Annotated in this window: 16 protein-coding genes, 1 tRNA gene and 2 pseudogenes; 9 read left to right on the top strand and 10 right to left on the bottom strand. The window is 36.7% G+C overall.

The window, feature by feature from the left end; all coding sequences use genetic code 11:
* From FJR38_RS12885 to FJR38_RS12870, 4 genes are all read right to left on the bottom strand, one after another.
* Entirely contained in the window at nucleotides 1–927 is a 927-nt protein-coding gene (locus FJR38_RS12885) for a DUF4351 domain-containing protein (protein ID WP_168537716.1), read from the bottom strand.
* A gap of 73 nt (nucleotides 928–1,000) precedes the next feature.
* Nucleotides 1,001–4,192, bottom strand: a complete 3,192-nt coding sequence (locus tag FJR38_RS12880; protein WP_168537420.1) for a DEAD/DEAH box helicase — start codon at nucleotides 4,190–4,192, stop codon at nucleotides 1,001–1,003.
* A 426-nt stretch (nucleotides 4,193–4,618) separates the two neighbouring features.
* Nucleotides 4,619–4,954, bottom strand: coding sequence for a XisI protein (locus tag FJR38_RS12875; protein ID WP_168494602.1), 336 nt, complete (start codon nucleotides 4,952–4,954; stop codon nucleotides 4,619–4,621).
* Nucleotides 4,942–5,358, bottom strand: coding sequence for a XisH family protein (locus FJR38_RS12870; RefSeq protein ID WP_168494600.1), 417 nt, complete (start codon nucleotides 5,356–5,358; stop codon nucleotides 4,942–4,944). The genes FJR38_RS12875 and FJR38_RS12870 overlap by 13 nt, the downstream gene beginning before the upstream one ends.
* 463 nt (nucleotides 5,359–5,821) lie before the next feature.
* Between FJR38_RS12870 and FJR38_RS12865 the strand changes: the two genes are divergently transcribed.
* Complete coding sequence (locus FJR38_RS12865; RefSeq protein ID WP_168537418.1) at nucleotides 5,822–6,109, top strand: type II toxin-antitoxin system Phd/YefM family antitoxin; 288 nt, start codon at nucleotides 5,822–5,824, stop codon at nucleotides 6,107–6,109.
* A 16-nt stretch (nucleotides 6,110–6,125) separates the two neighbouring features.
* On the opposite strand, the gene FJR38_RS12860 is transcribed toward FJR38_RS12865, so the two are convergent.
* On the bottom strand, nucleotides 6,126–6,404 hold the full coding sequence (locus FJR38_RS12860) for a DUF433 domain-containing protein (protein ID WP_174763992.1): 279 nt from the start codon (nucleotides 6,402–6,404) through the stop codon (nucleotides 6,126–6,128).
* A gap of 404 nt (nucleotides 6,405–6,808) precedes the next feature.
* Here FJR38_RS12860 and FJR38_RS12855 point away from each other — a divergent pair, with 404 nt between their 5' ends.
* From FJR38_RS12855 to FJR38_RS12845, 3 genes are all read left to right on the top strand, one after another.
* Nucleotides 6,809–8,965 (top strand): polyribonucleotide nucleotidyltransferase, encoded by a 2,157-nt coding sequence (locus tag FJR38_RS12855; protein ID WP_168537416.1) that lies wholly within the window; start codon nucleotides 6,809–6,811, stop codon nucleotides 8,963–8,965.
* 125 nt (nucleotides 8,966–9,090) lie between these two features.
* A complete protein-coding gene (locus FJR38_RS12850; RefSeq protein WP_027401341.1) occupies nucleotides 9,091–9,423 on the top strand; it encodes a hypothetical protein in 333 nt (110 codons plus the stop codon).
* Nucleotides 9,387–9,788 carry a hypothetical protein gene (locus FJR38_RS12845; RefSeq protein WP_168494596.1) on the top strand — a complete coding sequence of 134 codons (402 nt, stop codon included), beginning with the start codon at nucleotides 9,387–9,389 and terminating at the stop codon, nucleotides 9,786–9,788. The genes FJR38_RS12850 and FJR38_RS12845 overlap by 37 nt, the downstream gene beginning before the upstream one ends.
* Nucleotides 9,789–9,888: 100 nt before the next feature.
* On the opposite strand, the gene FJR38_RS12840 is transcribed toward FJR38_RS12845, so the two are convergent.
* The 5 genes and pseudogenes from FJR38_RS12840 to alr all read right to left on the bottom strand — a co-directional run bounded on the left by FJR38_RS12840 (nucleotide 9,889) and on the right by alr (nucleotide 18,036).
* Nucleotides 9,889–12,771: a hybrid sensor histidine kinase/response regulator gene (locus FJR38_RS12840; protein ID WP_168537414.1), complete on the bottom strand. Its 2,883-nt coding sequence runs from the start codon at nucleotides 12,769–12,771 to the stop codon at nucleotides 9,889–9,891.
* Nucleotides 12,772–12,799: 28 nt separating this feature from the next.
* A complete protein-coding gene (locus FJR38_RS12835; protein WP_168537412.1) occupies nucleotides 12,800–15,412 on the bottom strand; it encodes a methyl-accepting chemotaxis protein in 2,613 nt (870 codons plus the stop codon).
* 63 nt (nucleotides 15,413–15,475) lie between these two features.
* A pseudogene (locus FJR38_RS12830) lies at nucleotides 15,476–15,974 on the bottom strand (chemotaxis protein CheW).
* Between the two features lie 673 nt (nucleotides 15,975–16,647).
* Nucleotides 16,648–16,729 (bottom strand) — tRNA-Leu (locus FJR38_RS12825).
* Nucleotides 16,730–16,848: 119 nt separating this feature from the next.
* On the bottom strand, nucleotides 16,849–18,036 hold the full coding sequence (gene alr / locus FJR38_RS12820; protein ID WP_168537410.1) for an alanine racemase: 1,188 nt from the start codon (nucleotides 18,034–18,036) through the stop codon (nucleotides 16,849–16,851).
* Between the two features lie 646 nt (nucleotides 18,037–18,682).
* On the opposite strand from alr, the pseudogene FJR38_RS29330 reads away from it, so the two are divergent.
* The 5 genes and pseudogenes from FJR38_RS29330 to FJR38_RS12800 all read left to right on the top strand — a co-directional run.
* A pseudogene (locus tag FJR38_RS29330) lies at nucleotides 18,683–19,018 on the top strand (phosphoenolpyruvate carboxylase); the annotation flags it as partial.
* A 67-nt stretch (nucleotides 19,019–19,085) separates the two neighbouring features.
* Complete coding sequence (gene ppc / locus FJR38_RS12815; RefSeq protein ID WP_371418211.1) at nucleotides 19,086–21,704, top strand: phosphoenolpyruvate carboxylase; 2,619 nt, start codon at nucleotides 19,086–19,088, stop codon at nucleotides 21,702–21,704.
* 122 nt (nucleotides 21,705–21,826) lie between these two features.
* The gene (locus tag FJR38_RS12810; protein ID WP_168494576.1) at nucleotides 21,827–22,084 is read left to right on the top strand and encodes a hypothetical protein; all 258 of its coding nucleotides are present in this window, start codon (nucleotides 21,827–21,829) and stop codon (nucleotides 22,082–22,084) included.
* 60 nt (nucleotides 22,085–22,144) lie between these two features.
* Nucleotides 22,145–22,432 carry a DUF4090 family protein gene (locus FJR38_RS12805; RefSeq protein ID WP_168494574.1) on the top strand — a complete coding sequence of 96 codons (288 nt, stop codon included), beginning with the start codon at nucleotides 22,145–22,147 and terminating at the stop codon, nucleotides 22,430–22,432.
* Nucleotides 22,433–22,668: 236 nt separating this feature from the next.
* Nucleotides 22,669–23,247, top strand: coding sequence for a hypothetical protein (locus FJR38_RS12800; RefSeq protein WP_168537406.1), 579 nt, complete (start codon nucleotides 22,669–22,671; stop codon nucleotides 23,245–23,247).
* Nucleotides 23,248–23,269: the final 22 nt, after the last annotated feature.

The raw sequence follows: 23,269 nt of genomic DNA, 5'->3' as shown, positions 1-23,269 counted from the left end.
TCAAAGATTATCTAACCAATTTTGCAAATCTTCCACAGTATCTAAATCAAATATTGCCTCTGCTAAAGCTTCAATGATTTCTATATTTAAACTTCTAATTTTGGTTTCCAACTCTAGATTAATTTGTCCAAGTTTTCTATTAATTTGACGAAGAATTAAATTTTTTTCTCTTTCAATTCCTCTTTCAATTCCTCTTTCAATTCCTTCTTCCATCCAACTGGTGACAATTTGCATAACTTCCTCCTTTTCCTCTGTTATTAATGTCCCTATTTCTGTTTGAAATTTCTCTTTTTCTAGTTTATTCAATCTCAGATATGTGTCAATGAAACCTGATATTAATTGCATTTTAGCTGGATTTAATTTTAAGGTGACTAATAACCTTAAACATTCCGCTTTGACTTTTGGCCTATCTTCTGGTGCTATACTCATTTTTGACATCAAAGCAGATGCAACTGGATTTTGACGAATTAAAAAGTCTCGCCAGTTGAGTTGATTGAGTTGCACTACTTGATAATTAAATTTTAGCACTTCAAAATCAGGAAAGTTGATTTGATAGTTATTTACGGCTACGGTTTTGGGTGAGTCGTAGGAAAATATAACTATCGGATATATTGGTAAGTCCAATTTTTCATCTAATCTGGCAAAATAACGAAACATTCTTTGATTGAATTTCGCTCTTGCACCTGATTCTGCTTCAATATGAATCACAAAATAAGAAGGTTGACCTAAAAATTTAACTTTGGCTATCAAGTCAGTTTCATATTTGTCTCCAGCGGTGACATCAGTAAAAATTTCTTTGTCTAAGAATGTAATTGATTCGTGGTCTATATATTCCAACACTTGAGGAAAGAACAATTCTATAAATTCTATAAAAAAGGTTGATATTAGTTCTTTGAACAAGCGGTCATGGTCTATATTTTCTCTCATATTGTTATCTAAGTTAGGATTTACTAGGGAATATACATCATCAGCAATGTAATTGTCACTACTTTGTGATCTTTTAAACTTCATCTTCTTCAATAACTGCATTCCGATCTAATATTAATAAATTACGAAGTTGGTCTGTATCCATTTCTGTTAACCAATCTTCACCCGCACCTACAACTTGTTCAGCTAATTGTTTTTTGCTTTCAATCATGTCATTAATTTTTTCTTCTAAAGTTCCAGTACAAACAAATTTATGAACTTGAACATTGCGGGTTTGACCAATTCTAAATACTCGGTCTGTAGCTTGATTCTCAACTGCGGGATTCCACCATCTATCAAAGTGAAATACATGATTTGCCCTAGTTAAATTTAAGCCTACACCACCAGCTTTTAAAGATAAAATCATAATTGGTGGTCCTTGGGGATCATGTTGGAATCTATCAATCATTTCTTCTCTTTGTTTTTTGCTGGTACTTCCATATAAAAAGAGTATTTCCCTCCCTAACTGTTTTTCTAAATGCGGTTTGAGTAACTTACCCCATTCAGCAAATTGTGTGAAAATTAAAGCGCGATCGCCTTCTGATATCACCTCATCTAACATTTCCTCTAGTCGTTGTAATTTAGCTGAATTATGTTTTTCTAAACTTGCTAATTTCAAATATTGAGACGGATGATTACAGATTTGTTTTAGCTTCACTAATAATCCTAAAATCATCCCCCGACGTTGTAATCCTTCCGCAGATTCAATTTCTACTAAAGATTCATCTACTAATTTTTGATATAATGTAGCTTGTTCAGAAGTCAATCCGCACAAAACAGTCATTTCTTGCTTTTCTGGCAAGTCTTGAATAATGTCTTTATCACTTTTTAACCGACGCAAAATAAAAGGTTGAACTAAGGAACGTAATTGATTTAAAGAAGCAGCATCACCATACTTTTCAATCGGCATGGCAAATCGTCTTTGGAAAAATTGTTTATTACCTAAATAACCAGGATTAAGGAAATCTAAAATAGACCATAATTCTTGTAATCTATTTTCTAAAGGTGTTCCTGTTAAAGCAATCCGAAATGTTGTTTCTAAATGTCGGACTGCTTGTGATTGTTTTGCTTCTGAATTTTTGACATTTTGGGCTTCGTCTAAAACAATTATTTGCCATTCAACTGTTTTTAATAATTTAATATCCCGGTGAATGAGTGAATAGCTAGTAATTACTATATCGTGTTTATTGACTGCTTCTGTAAATGCTTTATCTTTAGGACGTTTATCACCATGATATTCTAAAACTTTGAGAGTCGGGGCAAATTTTTTGACTTCTTTTTGCCAATTGCCCATAACCGAAGTCGGACAAACTAATAAAGTTGGTTTTTCTAATACATTTTCTTCTTTAAGATGAAGCAAAAAAGCGATGAATTGGATGGTTTTACCTAATCCCATATCATCTGCAAGACAAGCACCTAAACCCCAACGTTCTAGAAAAGCTAACCAACCCGCACCTCTTTCTTGATAAGGACGTAATTCTCCTCGAAAACTTTGAGGTGTAGTTAAAGGTTGAATTTCTTGATTATTAGTTAATGCCCCGATTAATTCTTCTAATGCACCAGAAGCTTCAAAACTGACAACAGGTAATTTTTCAATTACTTGGGTGTCTCCTTTACTAATGCGTAAAGCATCTTCTAAGGAAAGTGACATTTCTTCTTTGCGGGAAGTAAAAAAGGTTTGAGCAGTTTTAATATCTTGAGGACGCAATTCTACCCATTCACCGTTAATTTCTACCAAAGGACTATTTAATTTTACCAGTTTATCAAATTCAGTTTTAGAAATTGTTTGTCCACCAATTGCTAATTTCCATTGGAAGTTTAATAAACTTTGTAAACCCAAACGTCCAGATTTTTGTTTCGGAGTTTCGGCACTAATTTTTAAACCTAAGCGGTTTGCCCAACCTTCTCTATTAGCTAAACTAGGAGGTAAAATTACACCTAAACCGCTATCTTCAAATCTCCAAGTTACAGCTTTGATAAATTCATAAGCTTGCATGGGTGTCAGGTGACAAAATTCGGGAGATTCACTTTCTAAACTGGGGGTAATTATTGGATACAACCGAGAAGCTAAACCCAAACCTCGCAAAAATGTTTCTTGGGGTTGTTCAATTGTGCGATTTTGATAGACTAATTTTTCTACAGGTTGATGCCAAATTGTGGCTGCGTCTATTAAAAATTCTGAATTATCTGCGGCTTGAAGAAAATATTTTAAAATCCAATTTGGTTCTTCATTTTCTGGAGGAAGTAATTGAAAACAAGTTCTAAATAATGCTTTGCCTGTGAGTTGATATTGTAAGGGTAAAGTCCAAGCTTTTAATGTGGCTTCTAGACGTTCTCCTCCTGTTACATCAATTGTATTATTTTCATTAATTAATCCTTGTAACCATTGCTGTAATGCAGTTGGTAAAGACATCATCATTCTTGGTTCAAGGGAAGATTGAAAACCAACCATTAACCGCAATTGATGATCTGTAATTATGTTGAGAAATGATAATATTATTTCTTGAGGTGCTAACAGTAAATCAGTTGCTATATTTTCGGTATTTTGTTGATATGTGCGACAAGCTAATGGTATTTGTGATGCGAATTTTTCTAACCTAGTGACATCTACAGCACTATCTAAAATTACCTGCCACTTCGCTATTAAATTACTATCTTGTTTCTCAATTGTTGGTAAAAATTTACAACGAGAAATTAAATCTAAATGCCAGCGGTAGATATGTACCCAAAAACGAATATCTGCTCCTAATAAAGCTGCTTTACTATCAGTTTCACTTAGGGGTAAAGATGAAAGAAATTTAATTGCTAATGCTGGAGGAAGACAAAAACCATCAATTTTCCAAGGATGTAAGTATTGTGAAGAGGAGGAGTCTATACCAACGCTGACAGAATGTGCTGGAGAAATAGCTATTTGTTTTGATTTATTATTTTTTAAAAAATTAGTTGGTAAAGAAACTATTTGTGAATGAAGAGGTAATTTTGTTTCGGTTGCTGATTTAGTTTGAACTCTTTGTTTACTATTAGTAGCAGGCTGAATTAAATTAGCAATTGATAAATTAGATGCTTCTAACCATTCATTTAATTCCCCTGATGTCATAGCCAATGGATGTAAAGGAATCTCAGCAGACACTTCAGTATGTACCTGTGAAGAACGCCAAGTTTCTCCCCAAATAAAGAAATAGCTAGTTTGATGATTTATTACCCAAGTTCCGTGTAAAATTGCCATGTTTAAATATACTAATTATTTCTTGGATTCTTATGTCGCATCTTAAACTAGAGCGGAAGATCCTGAATCTGTCCCTCCAACTTAAATAGTAACAAACCTTAGCCTGAACCAAAACTTTTACAGCCTGATTTTTAACTACCCCTACTTATAGTAAAATCAAAATACACTATTATACTTATTCTTTCTTAGAAATATGAGCAGCTTCCAAGAACAAGGCTATCAGGTTATTAGAGAACTAGGACGCAACCGCGAAGGTGGTAGAATTACTTGGTTAGCAACAAATATTAACTTATAGGGATTAAATCAACAGAAACAGATCAATTACAAGATGAAGATGACCCCTATTTAATTAATTTTCGTCATCTTTTACCCCGGTTGAGTTTGCGGTTTATCGGTTGGTTGGAAAAGATGGTACAACCGCATTCTCTAAGCCCTTCCATAATCTGTATATGGACGTTTATAAGGAGGATGTAAACCCAACACGATATCTTCTCTAGGAACACCCATTTTTACTAAATCTTCGGCGGGATTTTCTTCTGTTAAATTCTGTTGTAACCAAATTTTGCCGTTTTTAATATCGAAGTGAATCACCGTCATATAAACGCGATTTAAATGTTCCCAACCAACATTCATCCACTGGTAATGGTCGCGTTCTGTATCAAAGATGAGTTCAACATCTACTTCGTTGGTGCAAATATCATCCTTGGCGTAATCTGTGAGTAATCTTTGAATATATTCTCGATATTTGGCTATGTTATCCATTCTACAATCACCTCATTATCTGGTTCATATACTACTAGTAACACTTGATATCTTTTTAGTGCGACTTGTGTAAACTCAAGCTGAAAAAAGGTTCGATAAACTTCCAATGGAATTGCCATATATAGTATACGATCTGGTTCAAGAGCTTCTAAAGCCAGACGATAGCTGAGAAACTGACCTAAAGCAGCATAAAAGTCTGTAATAGCGGAAGGATTAATAAAACTTTTGATTTCTACTGCTATTTTCTCACTTTCTCTTTCAGCCGCAATTAATTTCTCAGCACCTAAATCTATATTGAATTTGACGTTGCCAAATTTAAATTTTAGTGGATCATCTGTAATCACCCACTGCTCTTTTTGTAAAGCTTTCTTTACTGCGTCGTGAAATATATCTTTTGCAGACACTAATTACTATTACCTCACGAATCAACTTTAAGTTTTGCTAATATCTCTAAGCGTTTAAGATAATTTTGCATATCTTCCGAACTTTTTGTTGGAAAACAATCATCGTTGTACAGATAAATTATGTCTGTATTTGAATCACAATTCCAAGATAGTTTTGCTGCCGTTGCTGAACCTATACCTTTCAATTTAACACAAATAGGATAGTCTTCATACTCTATATGTTCTCTGGTATTAAAACCCAGTGGCTTGTATCGCCTATTAAGAACTACATATCTCCCATCCGGTTGTTTCTGAAGGCAATAGGGAAGAAATACTGCTCTGAAATCGTTAAGTGACATATCGTTTTTACGGTCATTAATTTATACTATTTAAATTTATTATATGAAGTAATTAACAAAATGTCATTGACAAACACAACCAAGTTAAATTAACATTGAATTAGATGCTAATTTAATTATTTATCATGATTAACCTTGCTAAAGATATACATTCCCTTACTGACTTTAAACGGAATACCACTGAATTTGTACAACGGATTAAACAAACAAAACATCCTTTAGTTCTCACTGTCAACGGAAAAGCCGAGTTAGTTGTTCAAGACGCAGAATCTTATCAAGAACTATTAGATGCTGCTGAGTTAGTAGAAACTTTAAAAGGTATTAAACTAGGCTTAGAACAAATGCAGCAAGGTAAAGGAAAAAAAGCCGAAGAATTCTTTAATGAATTTTTTAATAAATTAGATAATTCCTAATGAATGAGAAATATCATCAACTAGCCTGATTTGATAATGGGATAGTATATAAAGTTTCTTCACGCATACAATCAGCAGAAAATGCAAAAACTGCGCGTAATCCTTCTGGTGTGAGTGTGGGATAGTTATCGAAAACTTGTTGTTGTGACCATCCAGCAGCAAATAATCCTAATAAAAACTCTACAGAAAGACGAGTTCCTTTCACAGTAGGCTTACCTAACAAAATTTCTGGATCTGAATGAATATATTCTTGCCAATTTATTGACTCAGGTAAAGAAATATTAATACTGATCATAATTTGAAAGTTCTGGTGAACTGGTTTCTTTTAATTTTAATATAGCAGATCAATACTTTTCTTTTTTGTCAACAAAACACGAATTTATGATCCAGGACTGAGAAAAGAGTTGTCAAGAAAATGACATAAGTTTTTTTATCATTCCTTTTTAATGACAGAGTAAAGCATCGGACAATTTTTGGGAATTATTATACAGTTAATTGCATCTTAATTGATTGATTTAATATTATTAACATGGTTCAGCAAAAATAGAACTTAGATGAAAAACCCAGATATGAAGCCTGTTGTCAGGGTAACTTCAGGAATTTTGTTTTATGTTTATTCGTTACAGAAGCCGTCTAGAGTCCATAAATGTTAGGATTGCCACAGAGTGAGAATAGCGTAAGAGAAGGGAAAAAAACTGAATGGCAGAATTTGAAAAGTCAATATCCTTTGATGGACGGGATATTCGACTAACGGTTGGCCTACTAGCCCCCCAAGCAGGTGGGTCGGTTTTGATACAATCAGGCGATACAACTGTTTTAGTGACAGCTACCAGGTCAGCAGCGCGGGAAGGCATTGATTTTTTGCCACTGACCGTAGATTACGAAGAAAGATTGTATGCAGCGGGAAGAATTCCGGGAGGAATTATGCGCCGGGAAGGTCGTCCACCGGAAAAGGCAATTCTTACCAGTCGTCTGATTGACCGTCCACTCCGTCCTTTATTCCCTTCATGGTTGCGGGATGATTTGCAAGTTGTGGCATTAACCATGTCAATGGATGAGCAAGTTCCCCCCGATGTATTAGCAGTAACGGGTGCTTCAATTGCTACCTTGATTGCCCAAATCCCTTTTAATGGACCAATGGCCGCAGTTCGGGTTGGTTTAGTGGGTGATGATTTTATTATTAACCCTACCTACGCAGAAATTGAAGCGGGGGATTTGGATTTAATTGTAGCCGGTTCACCAGATGGTGTGATCATGGTGGAAGCGGGTGCAAATCAGTTGCCAGAAAGAGATATTATCGAGGCGATTGATTTTGGCTACGAAGCTGTTCGGGATTTAATTCAAGCCCAGCTAGATTTGTTGGATGAACTAGGTCTAAAACTTGTCCAAGAAGCACCACCAGAAGTAGATCAAACTTTAGAAAACTATATCCGCGATCGCGCTAGTGATGAGATTAAGAAAATCTTGGCGCAATTTGAGTTAACTAAAACTGATCGTGATATTGCTTTAGATGCAGTTAAAGATAGTATCTCTGCTGAAATCGCTGCTTTATCGGAAGAAGATCCGATTCGCATGGCTGCTACAGCAAACTCTAAAGCCCTGGGTAATACCTTCAAAAGCATTACCAAATACTTCATGCGCCTCCAAATTGTTGAAGATGATGTGCGTGTTGACGGTCGTAAACTTGATGAAGTTCGTCCTATATCGTGTCGGGTTGGGATTATACCCAAACGAGTACATGGAAGCGGCTTATTCAACCGAGGACTCACCCAGGTACTTTCAATTTGTACCCTTGGGACTCCTGGAGATGCCCAAAACCTCAACGATGACTTGCAACTAGAACAAACCAAACGTTACCTGCATCACTATAATTTCCCTCCCTTCTCCGTAGGCGAAACCAAACCATTACGCGCCCCTGGTAGACGAGAAATCGGACATGGTGCATTAGCAGAACGGGCATTGTTACCTGTATTACCACCCAAAGACAAATTCCCCTACGTAATTCGCGTAGTCTCGGAAGTGCTTTCTTCTAACGGCTCGACTTCAATGGGTTCAGTTTGTGGTTCTAGCCTGTCCCTGATGGATGCCGGAGTCCCCATTCTCAAACCTGTGAGTGGTGCAGCAATGGGCTTGATTAAGGAAGGGGACGAAGTGCGAATCCTTACCGACATTCAAGGCATTGAAGACTTCTTAGGTGACATGGATTTCAAAGTTGCCGGTACAGATACTGGAATTACCGCTTTGCAAATGGATATGAAAATATCTGGTTTGCCTTTAGAAGTAATTGCCCAAGCTGTCAACCAAGCCAAACCTGCGCGGTTACATATTCTGGAAAAAATGCTCCAGACTATTGACACACCCAGAGAAGAAACTTCACCCTATGCCCCACGCTTGTTAACGATCAAGATTGATCCTGACATGATTGGTCTGGTTATTGGACCTGGTGGTAAAACCATTAAGGGTATTACTGAAGAGACTGGTGCAAAAATTGACATCCAAGACGATGGTACTGTTACCATTTCCGCAGTTGATGAAAATAAGGCCAAGAGAGCGCGGAACATCGTTCAGGGCATGACTCGTAAGCTCCATGAAGGAGATGTTTACATCGGTCGTGTGACTCGGATTATACCTATTGGTGCTTTTGTGGAATTCTTGCCCGGTAAAGAAGGGATGATTCACATTTCTCAACTCGCTGACTACAGAGTTGGCAAGGTTGAAGATGAAGTAGCTGTTGGTGATGAGGTGATTGTCAAAGTGCGAGAAATTGACAATAAGGGTCGAATTAACCTAACACGCTTAGGTATTCACCCAGATCAAGCGGCAGCAGCACGGGAAGCAGCAGCAGTAAACCGTTAAATCGCTTGCTGGATTTTAGATTTTAGATTACGGATAAATCACAAATCTAAAATCCGCGATGCCTGGCTAGTAGGCATCGCTACGGTGATTTCAGTAGGATTTTATATACAAAATAGGTAAAGATTATGGTAACAGTATCAATTAAAGATGAATACATTGAAGTTTTATCTGCACTAGGAGATTTACAAGAATCAATGGATTTGGCTCTTAAACAATATACTCTTGATAAGATAGCCTTAAAAATTGCCGAACTTCGTCAACGAGATATTAAGTATCAAGAAAAATATCAGCTAGATTATTCTACATTTTGTCAGCAAATATATGAAGATGAAGACTTTATCAAACAAGTAGAAAATTTAGTAAGTAAAACATGGGAGATTGATTTAGCTGACTGGGAATTCTGTCATCAAGGAGTTGAAGATTGGATACAAAAATTACAGACTATTTTACTGACATAGTAAAAATCGCTGAAGTTAATTTTCAGCAAGTTAATTATACAATAGATACTACTCCAAAACGTTCCATCCTGCGTTTAGAAGGACAGTATGGAGAATATCGGATTTTAATTACAGAATTATTCAGTGATGAACTAAGAAAATATAGATACTATGTTTTGCGAGGTGATTGGGTTGAAGCTGGTTTTGATAATAGTCCCGATCCTCGTGCTATTCGTTTGAAATATGGTCGTATTGGTAAACAATACGCAAATGAATATATTCCTCATTTACATCAAGATGATAAAAATCAGCTATTTTTAACTGAAGAAATGACATTTGTAGATTTTGTAGATTGGGTAAAAACTAATCTTGATATTTCCCTCTGATTTAATCTGCATAGAAATCTGGGTAACTCAGCTTTTGGGCAAGCATCGAGTGTGGAGTTAGGTGAATGCAGTCAAAGGTGGTGCGGTGGTGGAGCTAAATCTATGCTGTTTCTGCGACTTGGAAAATTATCTCCTCTAATTTCCGTAATAATTCTTGCTCATTGTACGGCTTAGAAAAATAAGCTTTTGCTCCTAGTTGCATTGCTAATTCACGGTGTTTGCTGCTACTGCGGGAAGTCAACATCGCTACAGGAATATTTCTGAACTCTGCATTAGTGTTGATGCGCTCCAAGAAGGTATAACCATCAATACGTGGCATTTCAATATCACAGATTACTGCTTGCACTTGTAAACCACTTTCCAGTTTTTCCAAAGCATCTTGACCATCTTTCGCTTGTTCTACTTGATACCCACCTTTTTCGAGGGTGAGGGCTAAGTAACGCCGCACATTAATTGAGTCATCAACGATCAAAATCATCCCTTTTTGGCGGCTAGGTTGGGGAGGAGTTGGTACTTTGGGCGGTTTTAGGAAAGCAGTTTGTAATCTCGTTGTCGGTAACTTATTACTAACTTGAGGACGTTCACCAGTTGTCACCCATGATACTAAATCGTTAGTGTTAACGAGGGGAACTACCCGGCCATTACCAAGAATTGTACAATTATTAAAACCACTAGGTAGAGGAATATTACCTTCTACTTGACGAATAGCAACTTCCTGTTCACCCCAACAGCGTTCTACTTGGACGGCAACTTGTTGATGATCATGTTTAACTATTAATACACTCGTCGCATTAATTACGGGTAGAGTTTCTAATTCCAAGCTATTGTAGCGGGAGCAATTAAACTCAAAATAACGATTTAGACGCAGTAATGGTAATTGAGTATCTTGCCAATTAATAAATTCTTTCCCATCCTGAAAGAAGATATGATCTTGATCTAGTAAGAAAATTTCCTCTACTACATCTGTTGAAAATGCTAACAGTAAGCGATCGCTTTCTACTAATAAAACTCGCGCTACTGATAATGTAAATGGTACTGATAAAGTCACCATTGTTCCCACCCCGGATTGGGTATCAACATTAACATCACCTCGCGCTAGTTTGAGGTTATTACGAACTATATCCATTCCCACTCCCCGGCCAGATAAAGCTGTTACCTGTTCTGAGGTACTAAACCCTGGTTCAAAAATTAATGATAGTAATTCATCATCACTAGCACTTGCTAATAAAGCATCATCCAAACCCATTGTTAAAGCCCGGTGACGAATTTTTTCTAAAGAAATCCCTCTCCCATCATCACGAATAGTAATAATCGTCCGATTACTATGATAAGCCGCCTTCATTTCAATCAACCCTTGTTCTGGTTTTCCTTGAGCTTGACGAGTAGCAGGATCTTCAATACCATGATCAAAAGCATTACGTAATAAGTGCATTAGAGGCTCATTTAAAGCTTCCAAAATACTTCTTTCAATTAAGGTATTACCACCTTCAATTTTCAACTGGACATTTTTTCCATATTCCACATTCAAATCTCTAATAGCTCTAGGAAAACGCTCCACCAAATCCGAGAAAGGACGCATCCTCACCTGAGTTAATTGTCTTTGCAACTGTTTAGAAGTTTTATTTAGTTTCCGCGCTATTTGATCTGTATCATCAACACTCAATTGAATATCACTGGTAACTTCGGCAACTTGGACAATAGTTTCCATGACATCTTGAGATAACAAATTTAATTTTTGATAGCAATCTTGTTCTAAGGTATTAATTTCTGACTCTTCAAGCTGATGATTATAAGTCATCATTTTTGCATAAGCTGTCCGCAGTTCTTGGTTTTCTTGATCAAGAATTTGGACTCGTTGACTCAGACTACGAACCAATTTCCGTAATCTTTCCATTTGCACATTCAGCCCATTTCTTTGAATGATAACTTCCCCAAATAAATCATCAATTTTTTCTAAATGTTTACTAGGAACTCTAACTGTATTTTCGTGACTTTCTTTAATAGCTGAATTAATATCAGTTTTATGTTCTGTATATTTATAATCTACGGATGAATTTTCCGAATTGAGAATTATCTCTCTATCAAGAGAATCAATATTGTTGACATCAGGAGATAATTCGACATTTTCTAAAAGTTGAAAATCCGGAATATTCGTTTTTCTCAATATATTATTTTCTTGATTTTCTCCCATAATGGGTTGAGGAGAATCTTCAGCAAAATCAATTTTTGTTGGTAAATTCCCCCGTTGATTACTCAATACTAAAGCTTGCGATCGCCTCCATGCTTGCAAAGCTAAATCAGAAATTTCTACACAACGTTCAGGGCAAGTTTCTAAGTAATGGCTAATTGATGCACATAGCTGAGTAAATGCTGGTAATTTGAGCATTTCTCCTAAACCACCTAACTCTGTTGCCATTACTAGCACTTCTGCTCTTAACCCTGATTTATTACTGTTTTTTAATCGAGATTCCAGACGTTTTAAATAGTCTTCAACTTCTGTTTCAAATAATAAGGGAATAAATTCTTGTCCATCTTCTGACGATAGTAATGTTGTAATATCTTCTGGAGCAGGCTCACCTAAACGATCATAAAGTTCATCAAAAATCGGATAGCATAATGTTCTTAACCAACTCTGATCCAGATCATTTCCTTTGGCAAGTAATTCCACAATCTGCCTTAGCCAATCAATCCCCGATAGCAATAAACTTTGCAAATGCGTATCTATTTCTACGTGATTTTTTTGAGTTTTGAGAACTTTAAAAGCATCTTCCAAACGATGAGCCAAATCACTTAAAACGCGAAATCCCATCATTGCTGCTCCACCTTTAATAGAATGGGCGGCTCGCATAGCAGCATTAATATTTTCTAATTCAATCCGTTTACTAGTGTCAATTTCTAGTAAAATCCCTTCTAATGTATTCAAATAATCAGTTGCTTCTTCCAGAAATTGCATCTGGATTTCTAATTCTTTATCTTTAGTCATTAGTTATGAGTCCTTACAAATTAAAATATCAATTAGCGGGAAAAGTATCTACAGTCTCTTTCAACTCCTGGGAAATATCTACTGCTTTTTGTAAAGATTGGGAAATTTGGCGGGAATTATCACTGCTACGAGCGGAAATATGGGAAATATCTTTAATAGTTTGACTTACCGTTTGTGAAGTTTGTACTTGAGATGTCGTAGCAATAAAAATTGACTGTACTAAATGATCCATTTGTTGTGATATTTCCACAATTTGCTGTAAACTCAGCTTGGCATTTTCGATACTATGACTACTAGCAACAACTTGATTATTTCCCATTGTCATTGCTTGTAATACTTCCCCTGTTTCTCGTTGAATTTTGGCAATTATTTCCTCAATTTCTTGAGTTGCGGCTGCACTTCTAGCCGCTAATTCTCCTACTTCTTCAGCTACTACTGCAAAACCTTGTCCCTCTTCTCCGGCTCTTGCAGCTTCAATTCCGGCATTAATTGCTAATAAATTTGTTTGCATAGCAATTTGATTAATTACAGAAACCACACGAGAAATCTGTTGAGAAGATTCTCCTAAGCGTCTGATTTTTTTAGTGATTTCACCAACTGTTTCTTGCACAAAGGAAATATTTTGCAATGTTAAATCCATTGCTTCTCCTGTTTTAGTTGCTGTATCATTGGCATTATTAACAATAGTGACAGCTTGCTGTGCTATATCAGCTATAGATTGAATAGCATTAGTCATATTGTCAATTGTTTCTAAACTATAGTTCATTGCCTCCGGTTCTATGATTGCTTCTGTTGTGAATTTATGAAGAGATAAATTGACTTCACTCACAGCTTGTTGGATTTGGTAGACAATTTGCTGAAGAATATTTTGGAATTCTTGTATTTCTACAGTATCTTGATGAGTATTTAGTTTATTATTGGCTTTTAATTTTTTTATCTCTCTCATGAGATGAGATTGTTCTATAGCATAGCCAATTTGTACAGCAATTTGTGTCAATAAATCAATTTCTTGAGGTTGCCAAATATGGGAACTATGGCAATAATGAGCAATTAGAAAACTTTGAATTTCTCCATGAATCAAAATCGGTATAGTTAAACTACTTTGCACAGAATATTGCTGTAGCCACTCAATGTAACTAGCAGTTAAAGTCGGTGATTGTTCAATATTTGATATTACTTCTAATTTACCATTTTCGTAAAGTTCTCGCCAATGGGAATTATTATATATTCCCAACATTTTTTGCCAATCACCAATTACTGATTCAGCAATTATTTTTCCAGTGTGCGTTTTACGATGTAGTTTATAAATTATTACTCTATCTGCTTGTAAAATCTGTCTAACTTCGGCAATTGCTGTTTGATAAATATATTCAGGCTGAAGATTTAGCCGAATTTTTTTGGTAATATCTAGCAGTAAATGTAATCCTTCAATTTCTCTTTGTTGATACTCTTGTTTATTGACTACACTCCGATATAGTTGTTCTTGATTGTCATTATTTTCTGCTATGGTTTTATTAACAATTTTGCTATTTACCCGTTGGCTTAACCAAGCTATAAATAATGTCATTAACAATGCAATTAGTGGTGTTGTACTAGCAATTAATGTCAAAAATTCTCTTTGTGGTTTAAAGGCAATTTTTGTATCTTTTGCCAGAATTAACTGCCAATTTATATCTGGTAAATCTGATATTGTTCGGAATGGTATATAACTAATTAGTTGCTGCTTTTCAGTATCTTTGGCAATTTCGGTAAATGTATCAATATTTTTAGCACTCAAAACATTAACTAGATGAGGATATACATCTATTGCTTCTTGATTGAATAAATCCTCATGGGAACTTATTATAATTCTTCCTTTTTCATCTAGAAAATAATATTTATAAGTATCCTCTATATAATCTCTAACTACTGCTTCTAAAGCTTTCAAAGGTAATCTTGTTCTGACTATTCCAATAGTTTTACCGTTAACTGTATCCTTGATTGGTGCAGCCATATAAATTACTGCACCTATATTTTTAACTATTTCTGGCTGACTAATAATAGGACTATTTTGTTTAATTACTTCTTGAAAATAGATACGTTTTTTTTCTGGCTTTAAAGATGCTCCGGCTGATTGAATAATTACTTCTCCCTGGAGATCAAAAACAGCCACACTATCATACAATTTACTAGCTTTCATTAAGCGATTTAAGGCTGCTTGTGTGCCTAGATTAATCTTACTGATATCAATGTTGTTAGATTTTCCTAGTTCTGCTTTTTTTTCTAGGTTATTTTTATTCAACAAGGCTAAATTAGACAATACCTGAATATCTCCATAGTGTTGTCCAATTAAACTATTAATACTATCACTGAAGCTAATGGCTGTAGTTTCTTGAGATGTAATAATTTGCTTAGTAATTAGTCTACCACCAAAAATATAAGCGATCGCTCCAATCCCCAATACTGGTAATGTACCAATGGCTATGGATAAAATTACGGCTTTTGTTGTCAATTTGAATTGTCGTAAATATTGCACTCCATGTTCCCAAGCTTGATCATGACGAGAGTTTTTTATTTTACTATCAATAACTTTTTCTGTAGAAATCAAAGATGCTTTATTTTGAGAATCACTACTTTGTTTGAGATCAGTTTTATTCAACATACATTCCTCACACTACATCTATAAAATTAAACTATTTAAACCCATTTCTCTGGGGATTAAATTTTAGTCAATACGAATAATCCCTGACTCTAAAATATGCGCTGCATCTAATACTAATAATATTTCTTCTTGCTGCACTACACATCCACATAAATAAGGTACTAAACTAGATGCTACTTGTCCTATAGGAGAACCAATATCATCAGAACTAAACTTTGTTGTTCCTTTAATCTCTTGGACAACTAACCCTAAAATCATTGATTTTATTTGAATAACAATGATATTATACTGACGCAACCGATGATCAAGACATTCTAAATTAAACATCTTGGGTAAATCAACTACCCAAATTATATGACTACGCCAATTCATTAATCCTAATATACAAGCTGGCATATTTGGAATAGCTGTAACTGATGTAACCGGGACAACTATTGCTTCTTGAGTATGTGTAAATAGATAAAACTGCACCAGTTTGTTGATTAAGTTGAAATTTCAGATAGCTATCTTCTCTACTGTTATATATGGCTTGATGACTAAAATCAATTTGTAGTTTTTGCATGGTTAAATGTTATTTTTATGAAAATAAATTAATCACTAAGTTTTATTTTCTGTTTTCAGTATCAATTGCAACTGTTGATTAGTCCAACTCTGCTCAGTAATTATTTATGTATTTTAAATTACTCAAGTTTTAGGATAAAGCATAGATTGACGGATAACAATTAGTACAAAAGATGAGTTTCTGATTGATGAATCTGAATGTATTCATCAGATGTCACAATTGATCAAGGTAAATCTCTTGTGTCTATAGTCGTTCTTCCATTCAGTATGGTATAAAACCATATCTAATTTATTTTGATAGCCTGATCTAAGTCATACCCTTGTCTTCTATTTTCAGGTAAAACTCAAGATTAACAGGTTAATTCAAGATTATCAAATCATAGGTTTTGATTTGCTACAAATTCTTTATTTACTCATTTTTACTGTTCAATTTATACATGGTGTGTAATTTATTTTTAATCCACATTCCAGGAATATCTATGTATTTATGTAAAAATGAATATAATATCTAAGTAGGTTGGCATGACAAGGCAACAGGGAGATTTTACTTTTCGTTACATATTAATCTCCGAGCAGCCCCTTAACCAATTAGTAAAAGTTCTTAAAATTACGCCAAAGCACTGGCAAAATCCGATCTTGCTCAGTGCTTTTTCAACTAAACTATTCATTAAAAGTGCGGATAAAAGGACTTGAACCTTCACTCCTTTCGGAACTAGAACCTAAATCTAGCGCGTCTGCCAATTTCGCCATATCCGCATTAATTACTTATGTTAGCATAATAAATTAGTTATGGCAATAGGTAAAAAAGTCAAATTTTCAAATTTTCAAATTATAGGGATGGGGTATTGTTGATTTTTCCCCATATTCCCCATCTTCTACATGATAGCTACACGCGGTAGACGGTGCTTGAAGCCGCAGAGAATTTCCCAAGAAATGGTGTTTAACTGCTTTGCCCAATCATCTGCGGATATTTGTTCTTTTCCTTGTTCTCCCAGTAAGGTGACTATTTCTCCTTCTTGCAAATCGGGGATAGAACTGACATCTAACATGATTTGATCCATGGTAATTGCGCCAATTTGCGGAACACGCTTACCACGGATTAATACTTGCATTTTGTCAGAAAGATTCCGGGGAACTCCGTCTGCATAACCAATACCTACGACAGCAACACGCATTTCTTGAGAAGTTATAAAATGATGTCCGTAGCTAATTCCAGTTCCTGCTTCCACTGTTTTAACTTGGGTAACTCGCGCTTTGAGTTGTAAAACAGGTTGCAGTTGAATTTTATTTTTTAAATGGGGTGCAGGATAGAGTCCGTAAATAGCTAAACCTGCTCGTACCATGTCATAGTGTAATTTTGGATTTGCGAGGGTAGCGGCTGAGTTAGCTAAATGTAAACTGGGAATTTTGATGCCTCTAGCTTTGATTTGAGCGATCGCTTCCTCAAATCGTCTATGCTGTTCTTGCATGATTGTCGGATCTGGACTATCTGCGGTGGCAAAATGGGAATAAATACTAGCAATATCCAAATGGGGTAATCCCTGTATCAACTGGACAAACTCTGCTGCTTGTTGCCAATTTGTACCCAATCTAGACATTCCTGTATCTAATTTAATGTGTACAGGTAGGGGAGAATTATAGTTAATAGTTTCTAATGTATTAGAAAATTCTAAAGCTTGCTTAGGACTACATAATGTAGGCTGAAGTTGCCAATGGGCGATCGCCTGAATTTGTTCTATTGTATGAGTTGCCCCTAAAATTAAAATTGGGGATTTAATGCCACCTTCCCGTAACTGTATACCTTCAGGAACTGTCGCTACACCCAACCAACTAGCACCCGCGGCTAAAACAGTTTTTGCAACTGTTAGCGCCCCATGTCCATAGGCATCTGCTTTGACAACAGCCATTAATTGGGTACTTGGTGATAAAAATTTTACCAACTGCCTGACATTATTAGACAACGCCCCTAAATCAATTTCTACCCAAGCCCGCTGAGAAAACCAGGCATAAGTATCACTCTCCTGAGAATCAGCAAAAATGGGGGTTTGCTTACCACTTAACATTGCTTTTCACTCCTATCACACCAATATCTAGCTTCTCAGATCCCCTAGAAGCTTATATCACTCTAATCAGGAAGTTTAACTCTGATCCGGGACGGGGAACAAGATAGTCGTCCCACTATATGAGGAAATAGGTAATCGGGAGTAATTACTAATTACATGGGTGCTAGGTGACACAAGCCCTACTCCACAATTCCTGCATCCATACTTAACTTCTAATCGCGCAGTGTAGTATCAGCCATACTTCCTACATAACAATTAACATTGTCTTCTTTTGTGTTTTCTCCGGTCTAGCATTGAGTAAACTACCTACACTGATGCTTTGCATACAGTGTGAGCCTCCTTGCGGGAATAGGTGAGCTTTATTCTAAAATAGCTAGTAGGCATTTCGGAAATAGTAATACTATTGGAAAGAATACCTAAGTGCATCAAAATAATTCATGATGATTCAGGTAGAACGCAAGAACGAAAAAGATTTTTTAATTTATTTCGTATCTTGTATTTAATTGGGTCTTCCTACTCAAAATGAATCAAAAGCAGTTAAAAGTTAAAATGAGTAACTTGTGAGTATCGTCTAAAAAAGCTAACAGCTTGATATTAGATGCTCAAATAAAGTGAATGAGGCGTTTTGAGTATCTTTATGAGTATTATGAAAAGTATGAAAGCTGAAAATATTGATTTTCCGGTGCTGCACTCGGAATTATTCTTACGTCATCGTCTACAGGTAGTAGAAGATTTGTGGGAAACCGTCCTCCGGCAAGAATGCGGGCAAAACATGGTGGAGCTTTTACGCCAACTTAGGGATCTATGTTCGCCAGAAGGACAAGCTACAAATGACCAGGCCGCATCAGCAGTTGAACTAATCGAACAATTGAATATCAATGAAGCAATTCGCGCTGCACGTGCTTTTGCTCTATATTTTCAGTTGATTAACATTGTTGAGCAGGAATATGAACAAAAGCAGCAATTAAACCGCTACGCTGATCAACCTGATCAGGGGGGTTTTCCCTAGTATCATTTATGCCACTAACCAACGAGAAGAAGATCTACCGATTACGAAAGAAATAGGTAGCGACTTACTGACAGCAGAAACTGCACAGAAAGGGACTTTTGCAGCTTTATTTCCCCTATTATTTCAGTTGAATGTTCCGCCTCAACAAATTCAACGCCTCATTTCTCAACTAGATATCCGGTTAGTTTTCACGGCTCACCCTACAGAAATTGTCCGTCATACTATCCGAGATAAACAGCGTCAGGTGGTACATCTTTTACAAAAAATGGATGAAGCACAAACCCGCGCTGGTAGCTATCCTTGGGAAACATTAGAAATTAAGGAAAGATTACTGGAAGAAATTCGCCTCTGGTGGCGCACTGATGAACTTCATCAATTTAAACCGACAGTTTTAGATGAAGTAGATTATGCTCTTCACTACTTCCAAGAAGTATTATTTGATGGAATTACGCAACTATATAAACGCTTCAAATATTCTCTGGGGGAAACCTTTCCCTGGTTACAACCACCAAGTACAAATTTTTGCTCCTTTGGTTCTTGGGTAGGTTCAGATCGAGATGGTAATCCATCAGTGACACCGGAAGTAACTTGGAAAACCGCTTGTTATCAGCGGAAAATGGTGTTAGAGCGGTATATTAAGTCAATCAAAGAGCTAGTGACATTATTGAGTGTATCTATGCACTGGAGTGATGTTCTCCCAGATTTACTAGAATCTTTAGAGTTAGATCAATCTCAATTAAGTGATGTTTATGATGCTTTGGCGTTGCGTTTTCGCCAAGAACCCTATCGTCTCAAATTATCTTATATTCTCAGACGGCTAGAAAATACCCGCGATCGCAATTTGTCTTTGTATAATCGGGAAACGCCACAGAATGAAGATGCACCCATGTACCGTTCGGGTTCGGAATTCTTAACAGAATTATTGTTAATTCAACGCAACTTAACAGAAACAGGTTTAAGTTGTCGAGAATTGGAAAATCTGATTTGTCAAGTCGAAATATTTGACTTTAATCTTACCCAATTAGATATTCGTCAAGAATCATCCCGTCATGCTGATGCGTTGAATGAAATTCTCGAATATTTGCAGATTTTACCCCAACCCTACAACGAACTATCAGAAGAACAAAGAATAGCTTGGTTAACAGGAGAATTGCAAACTCGCAGGCCATTGATTCCCGCTGAATTACCATTTTCGGAAAAAACCAATGATGTAATTGAAACTTTCCGAATTTTGCGATCGCTCCAACAAGAATTTGGCATCAACATCTGTCAAACTTATATTATTAGTATGTGCCGTGAAGTCAGCGACGTACTAGAAGTTTTACTCCTAGCCAAAGAATCGAGTTTATTTGATCCTGTGATTGCAGTAGGAACAATTCGCGTCGTTCCTTTGTTTGAAACAGTAGAAGATTTACAACGCTCTAGAGGCGTGATGCGTCAACTGTTTGAACTGCCTTTATATCGGGCAATGTTAGCAGGTGGTTATGCAGCCATGGACACTTCGGCTTCGCTCAGTGATGAACAAGCACCACCATCCATTTCTATCCTCAATCCCAACTTACAAGAAGTCATGCTGGGATATTCTGATAGTAATAAAGACTCTGGTTTTTTAAGTAGTAACTGGGAAATTCATAAAGCCCAAAAATCACTCCAAAAAATTGCCGAAGGTTACGGTGTAAATCTGCGGATTTTCCACGGACGAGGCGGTTCTGTGGGACGTGGTGGCGGTCCTGCTTATGAAGCGATTTTAGCGCAACCAGGTCATAGTATTAGTGGCCGGATTAAAATTACCGAACAAGGGGAAGTTTTAGCTTCTAAATATTCCTTGTTAGACTTGGCTTTGTATCACCTGGAAACCATCACTACAGCAGTAATTCAAGCCAGTTTACTAGGAACAGGGTTTGATGATATTGAACCTTGGAACGAGATTATGGAAGAGTTAGCTCATGCGTCGCGTCAGCACTATCGTAACCTAATTTATGAGCAACCTGATTTCATTGACTTCTTTCATCAAGTCACCCCCATAGAAGAAATCAGCCAATTGCAAATTAGTTCACGTCCAGCCCGTCGTCCATCTGGTAAAAAAGATTTAAGTGGTCTGCGAGCAATTCCTTGGGTATTTAGTTGGACACAAACCCGCTTTTTACTACCTTCTTGGTATGGAATTGGTACAGCTTTACAAAAATTTCTGGATGAAGAACCAGAACAACATTTGAAATTACTCCGCTATTTCTACCTCAAATGGCCATTCTTCAAAATGGTAATTTCTAAAGCCGAAATGACTTTAGCAAAAGTAGACATGGAAATGGCACGTCATTATGTTGATGAATTGTCTAACCCTGAAGACAAACCTAGATTTGAGAATGTGTTTGGACAAATTTCCAGCGAATTCTTTCTAACTAGAGATTTAGTTCTAAAAATCACTGGACATGAAAAACTCTTAGATGGTGATCCAGTATTACAGCGTTCTGTACAACTACGAAACGGAACAATTGTGCCTTTAGGATTTATCCAAGTTTCCCTGCTCAAACGTCTACGTCAATCCAAAAATGCCCCCACAACAGGCGTAATTCACTCTCGTTACAGCAAAGGAGAATTACTCAGAGGAGCATTATTAACCATTAACGGAATTGCCGCCGGCATGAGAAATACAGGTTGATGGAAGGTGACAGGTTACAGGTGACAGGTGACAGTAAAAAGAAGACAAGAAGTTTAATAAATATCTCTCTGTTTCCTGATCCCTGTTCCCTGTTTCCTCCTGTTCCCTGTTTCCTAATTAATATGATCAAAAAACGCATTCTTATTTGTACCTTTTTAGCACTTTCTTCCGGTTTTTTTGGTAGTTTAATAGCTGGACAAATTACCGTTATTCTCCATAGCCAAAAATGTCAAAACCAGGCTTGGGGATTAAAAGAAATGTGCAGTTTTTTAGTAACTCCGGGAGCAAGTTGGCAAGGTAGCACAACGGGACTATGGACAGGGACAATTTTAGGGGCATTTGTCGGTGGGTTAATCACTCGTAAATCTAGCCATTGGTAAAATTCCTCTCCCTGCCTCTTCCCTGGTAAAATATTTCCATATCTTTGAAAATAAGTTGCCATGACTACTGAAACTACCACAGGTGCTGGTGCGATCGATAGAGCAATTGATCGCGGTATTGATTTTGATGGTTCTCCTATTCCCATAGCTAAGTTAGACTTGTATGAAGAAGTTATGGGATTAGAAGGCAATAGACAACGTAGCGGTGTATCTAATACTATGCGTTCTCGTATTGTCCGCATTGGTGCTAAACATATTCCCCAAACTGAACTTGATCAAAAACTGGTTGATGCTGGTTTTGCCCCTTTGAAAGAAAAAGAAATTGCCTTCTTCTACGGTGGTAAGTAGGTGTTTAAAATAGTCGTTGAAGCAACGTAGGGAGCAGGGGAGCGGGGGAGCAGGGGAGCAGGGGAGCAGGGGAGCAAGGGAGCAAGGGAGCAGGGGAGTAGGGGAGCGGGGGAGCAGGAAAAACTTCTTAACAACTGACAACTGACAACTGACAACTGACAACTGACAACTGACAACTGACAACTGACAACTGACAACTGACAACTGACAAAAGATCATAACTTCGTCAAAAGTAAATGCCTATAATTATTTGTCCGGGAATTCATGAACCAGAATTAACGGTCCGCTTTATTCAAAGATGCTTAAATAAAGACCATACAAAGGCAGTAGATATACTGATTTATCCAGGACAAGGTTATTTAACTTTATCAACATTTCATATTTTACATTTTTTGTGCGATTCCTTCGGAGCGCCTAGCTATCGCCTCGGTAATAAGTTAGAATCGCCTGTTATATTCATTTGCTTTAGTGCTGGTGTAGTTGGAGGTATAGGTGCGGCTACAGGGTGGCAACTTTTGGGAGGTCATGTTCAAGCCTTTATTGCTATTGATGGTTGGGGAGTCCCTCTTGCGGGTAACTTCCCTATTCATCGTTTAAGTCATGATTATTTTACTCACTGGACTTCAGCTTATCTTGGTTTAGGAGAAAATAACTTTTACGCCGAGCCAGCAGTTGACCATTTATCAATGTGGCACTCCCCCCAATCTGTCCAAGGCCAATGGGTAAACCCTTCTGTTGGCTTCTCTCCACCCAAAAACTACCTGAGTGCATCTGAATTTCTCAATCGTCTATTAGAACGTTATAAAGAGAAATAGTGATTATTTATTCCCCATTCCC

This window comes from Anabaena sp. UHCC 0253 (genome assembly GCF_009712085.1).
Taxonomy (GTDB): Bacteria; Cyanobacteriota; Cyanobacteriia; order Cyanobacteriales; family Nostocaceae; genus Dolichospermum.
This window is presented reverse-complemented; position numbering and strand designations above follow the sequence as displayed.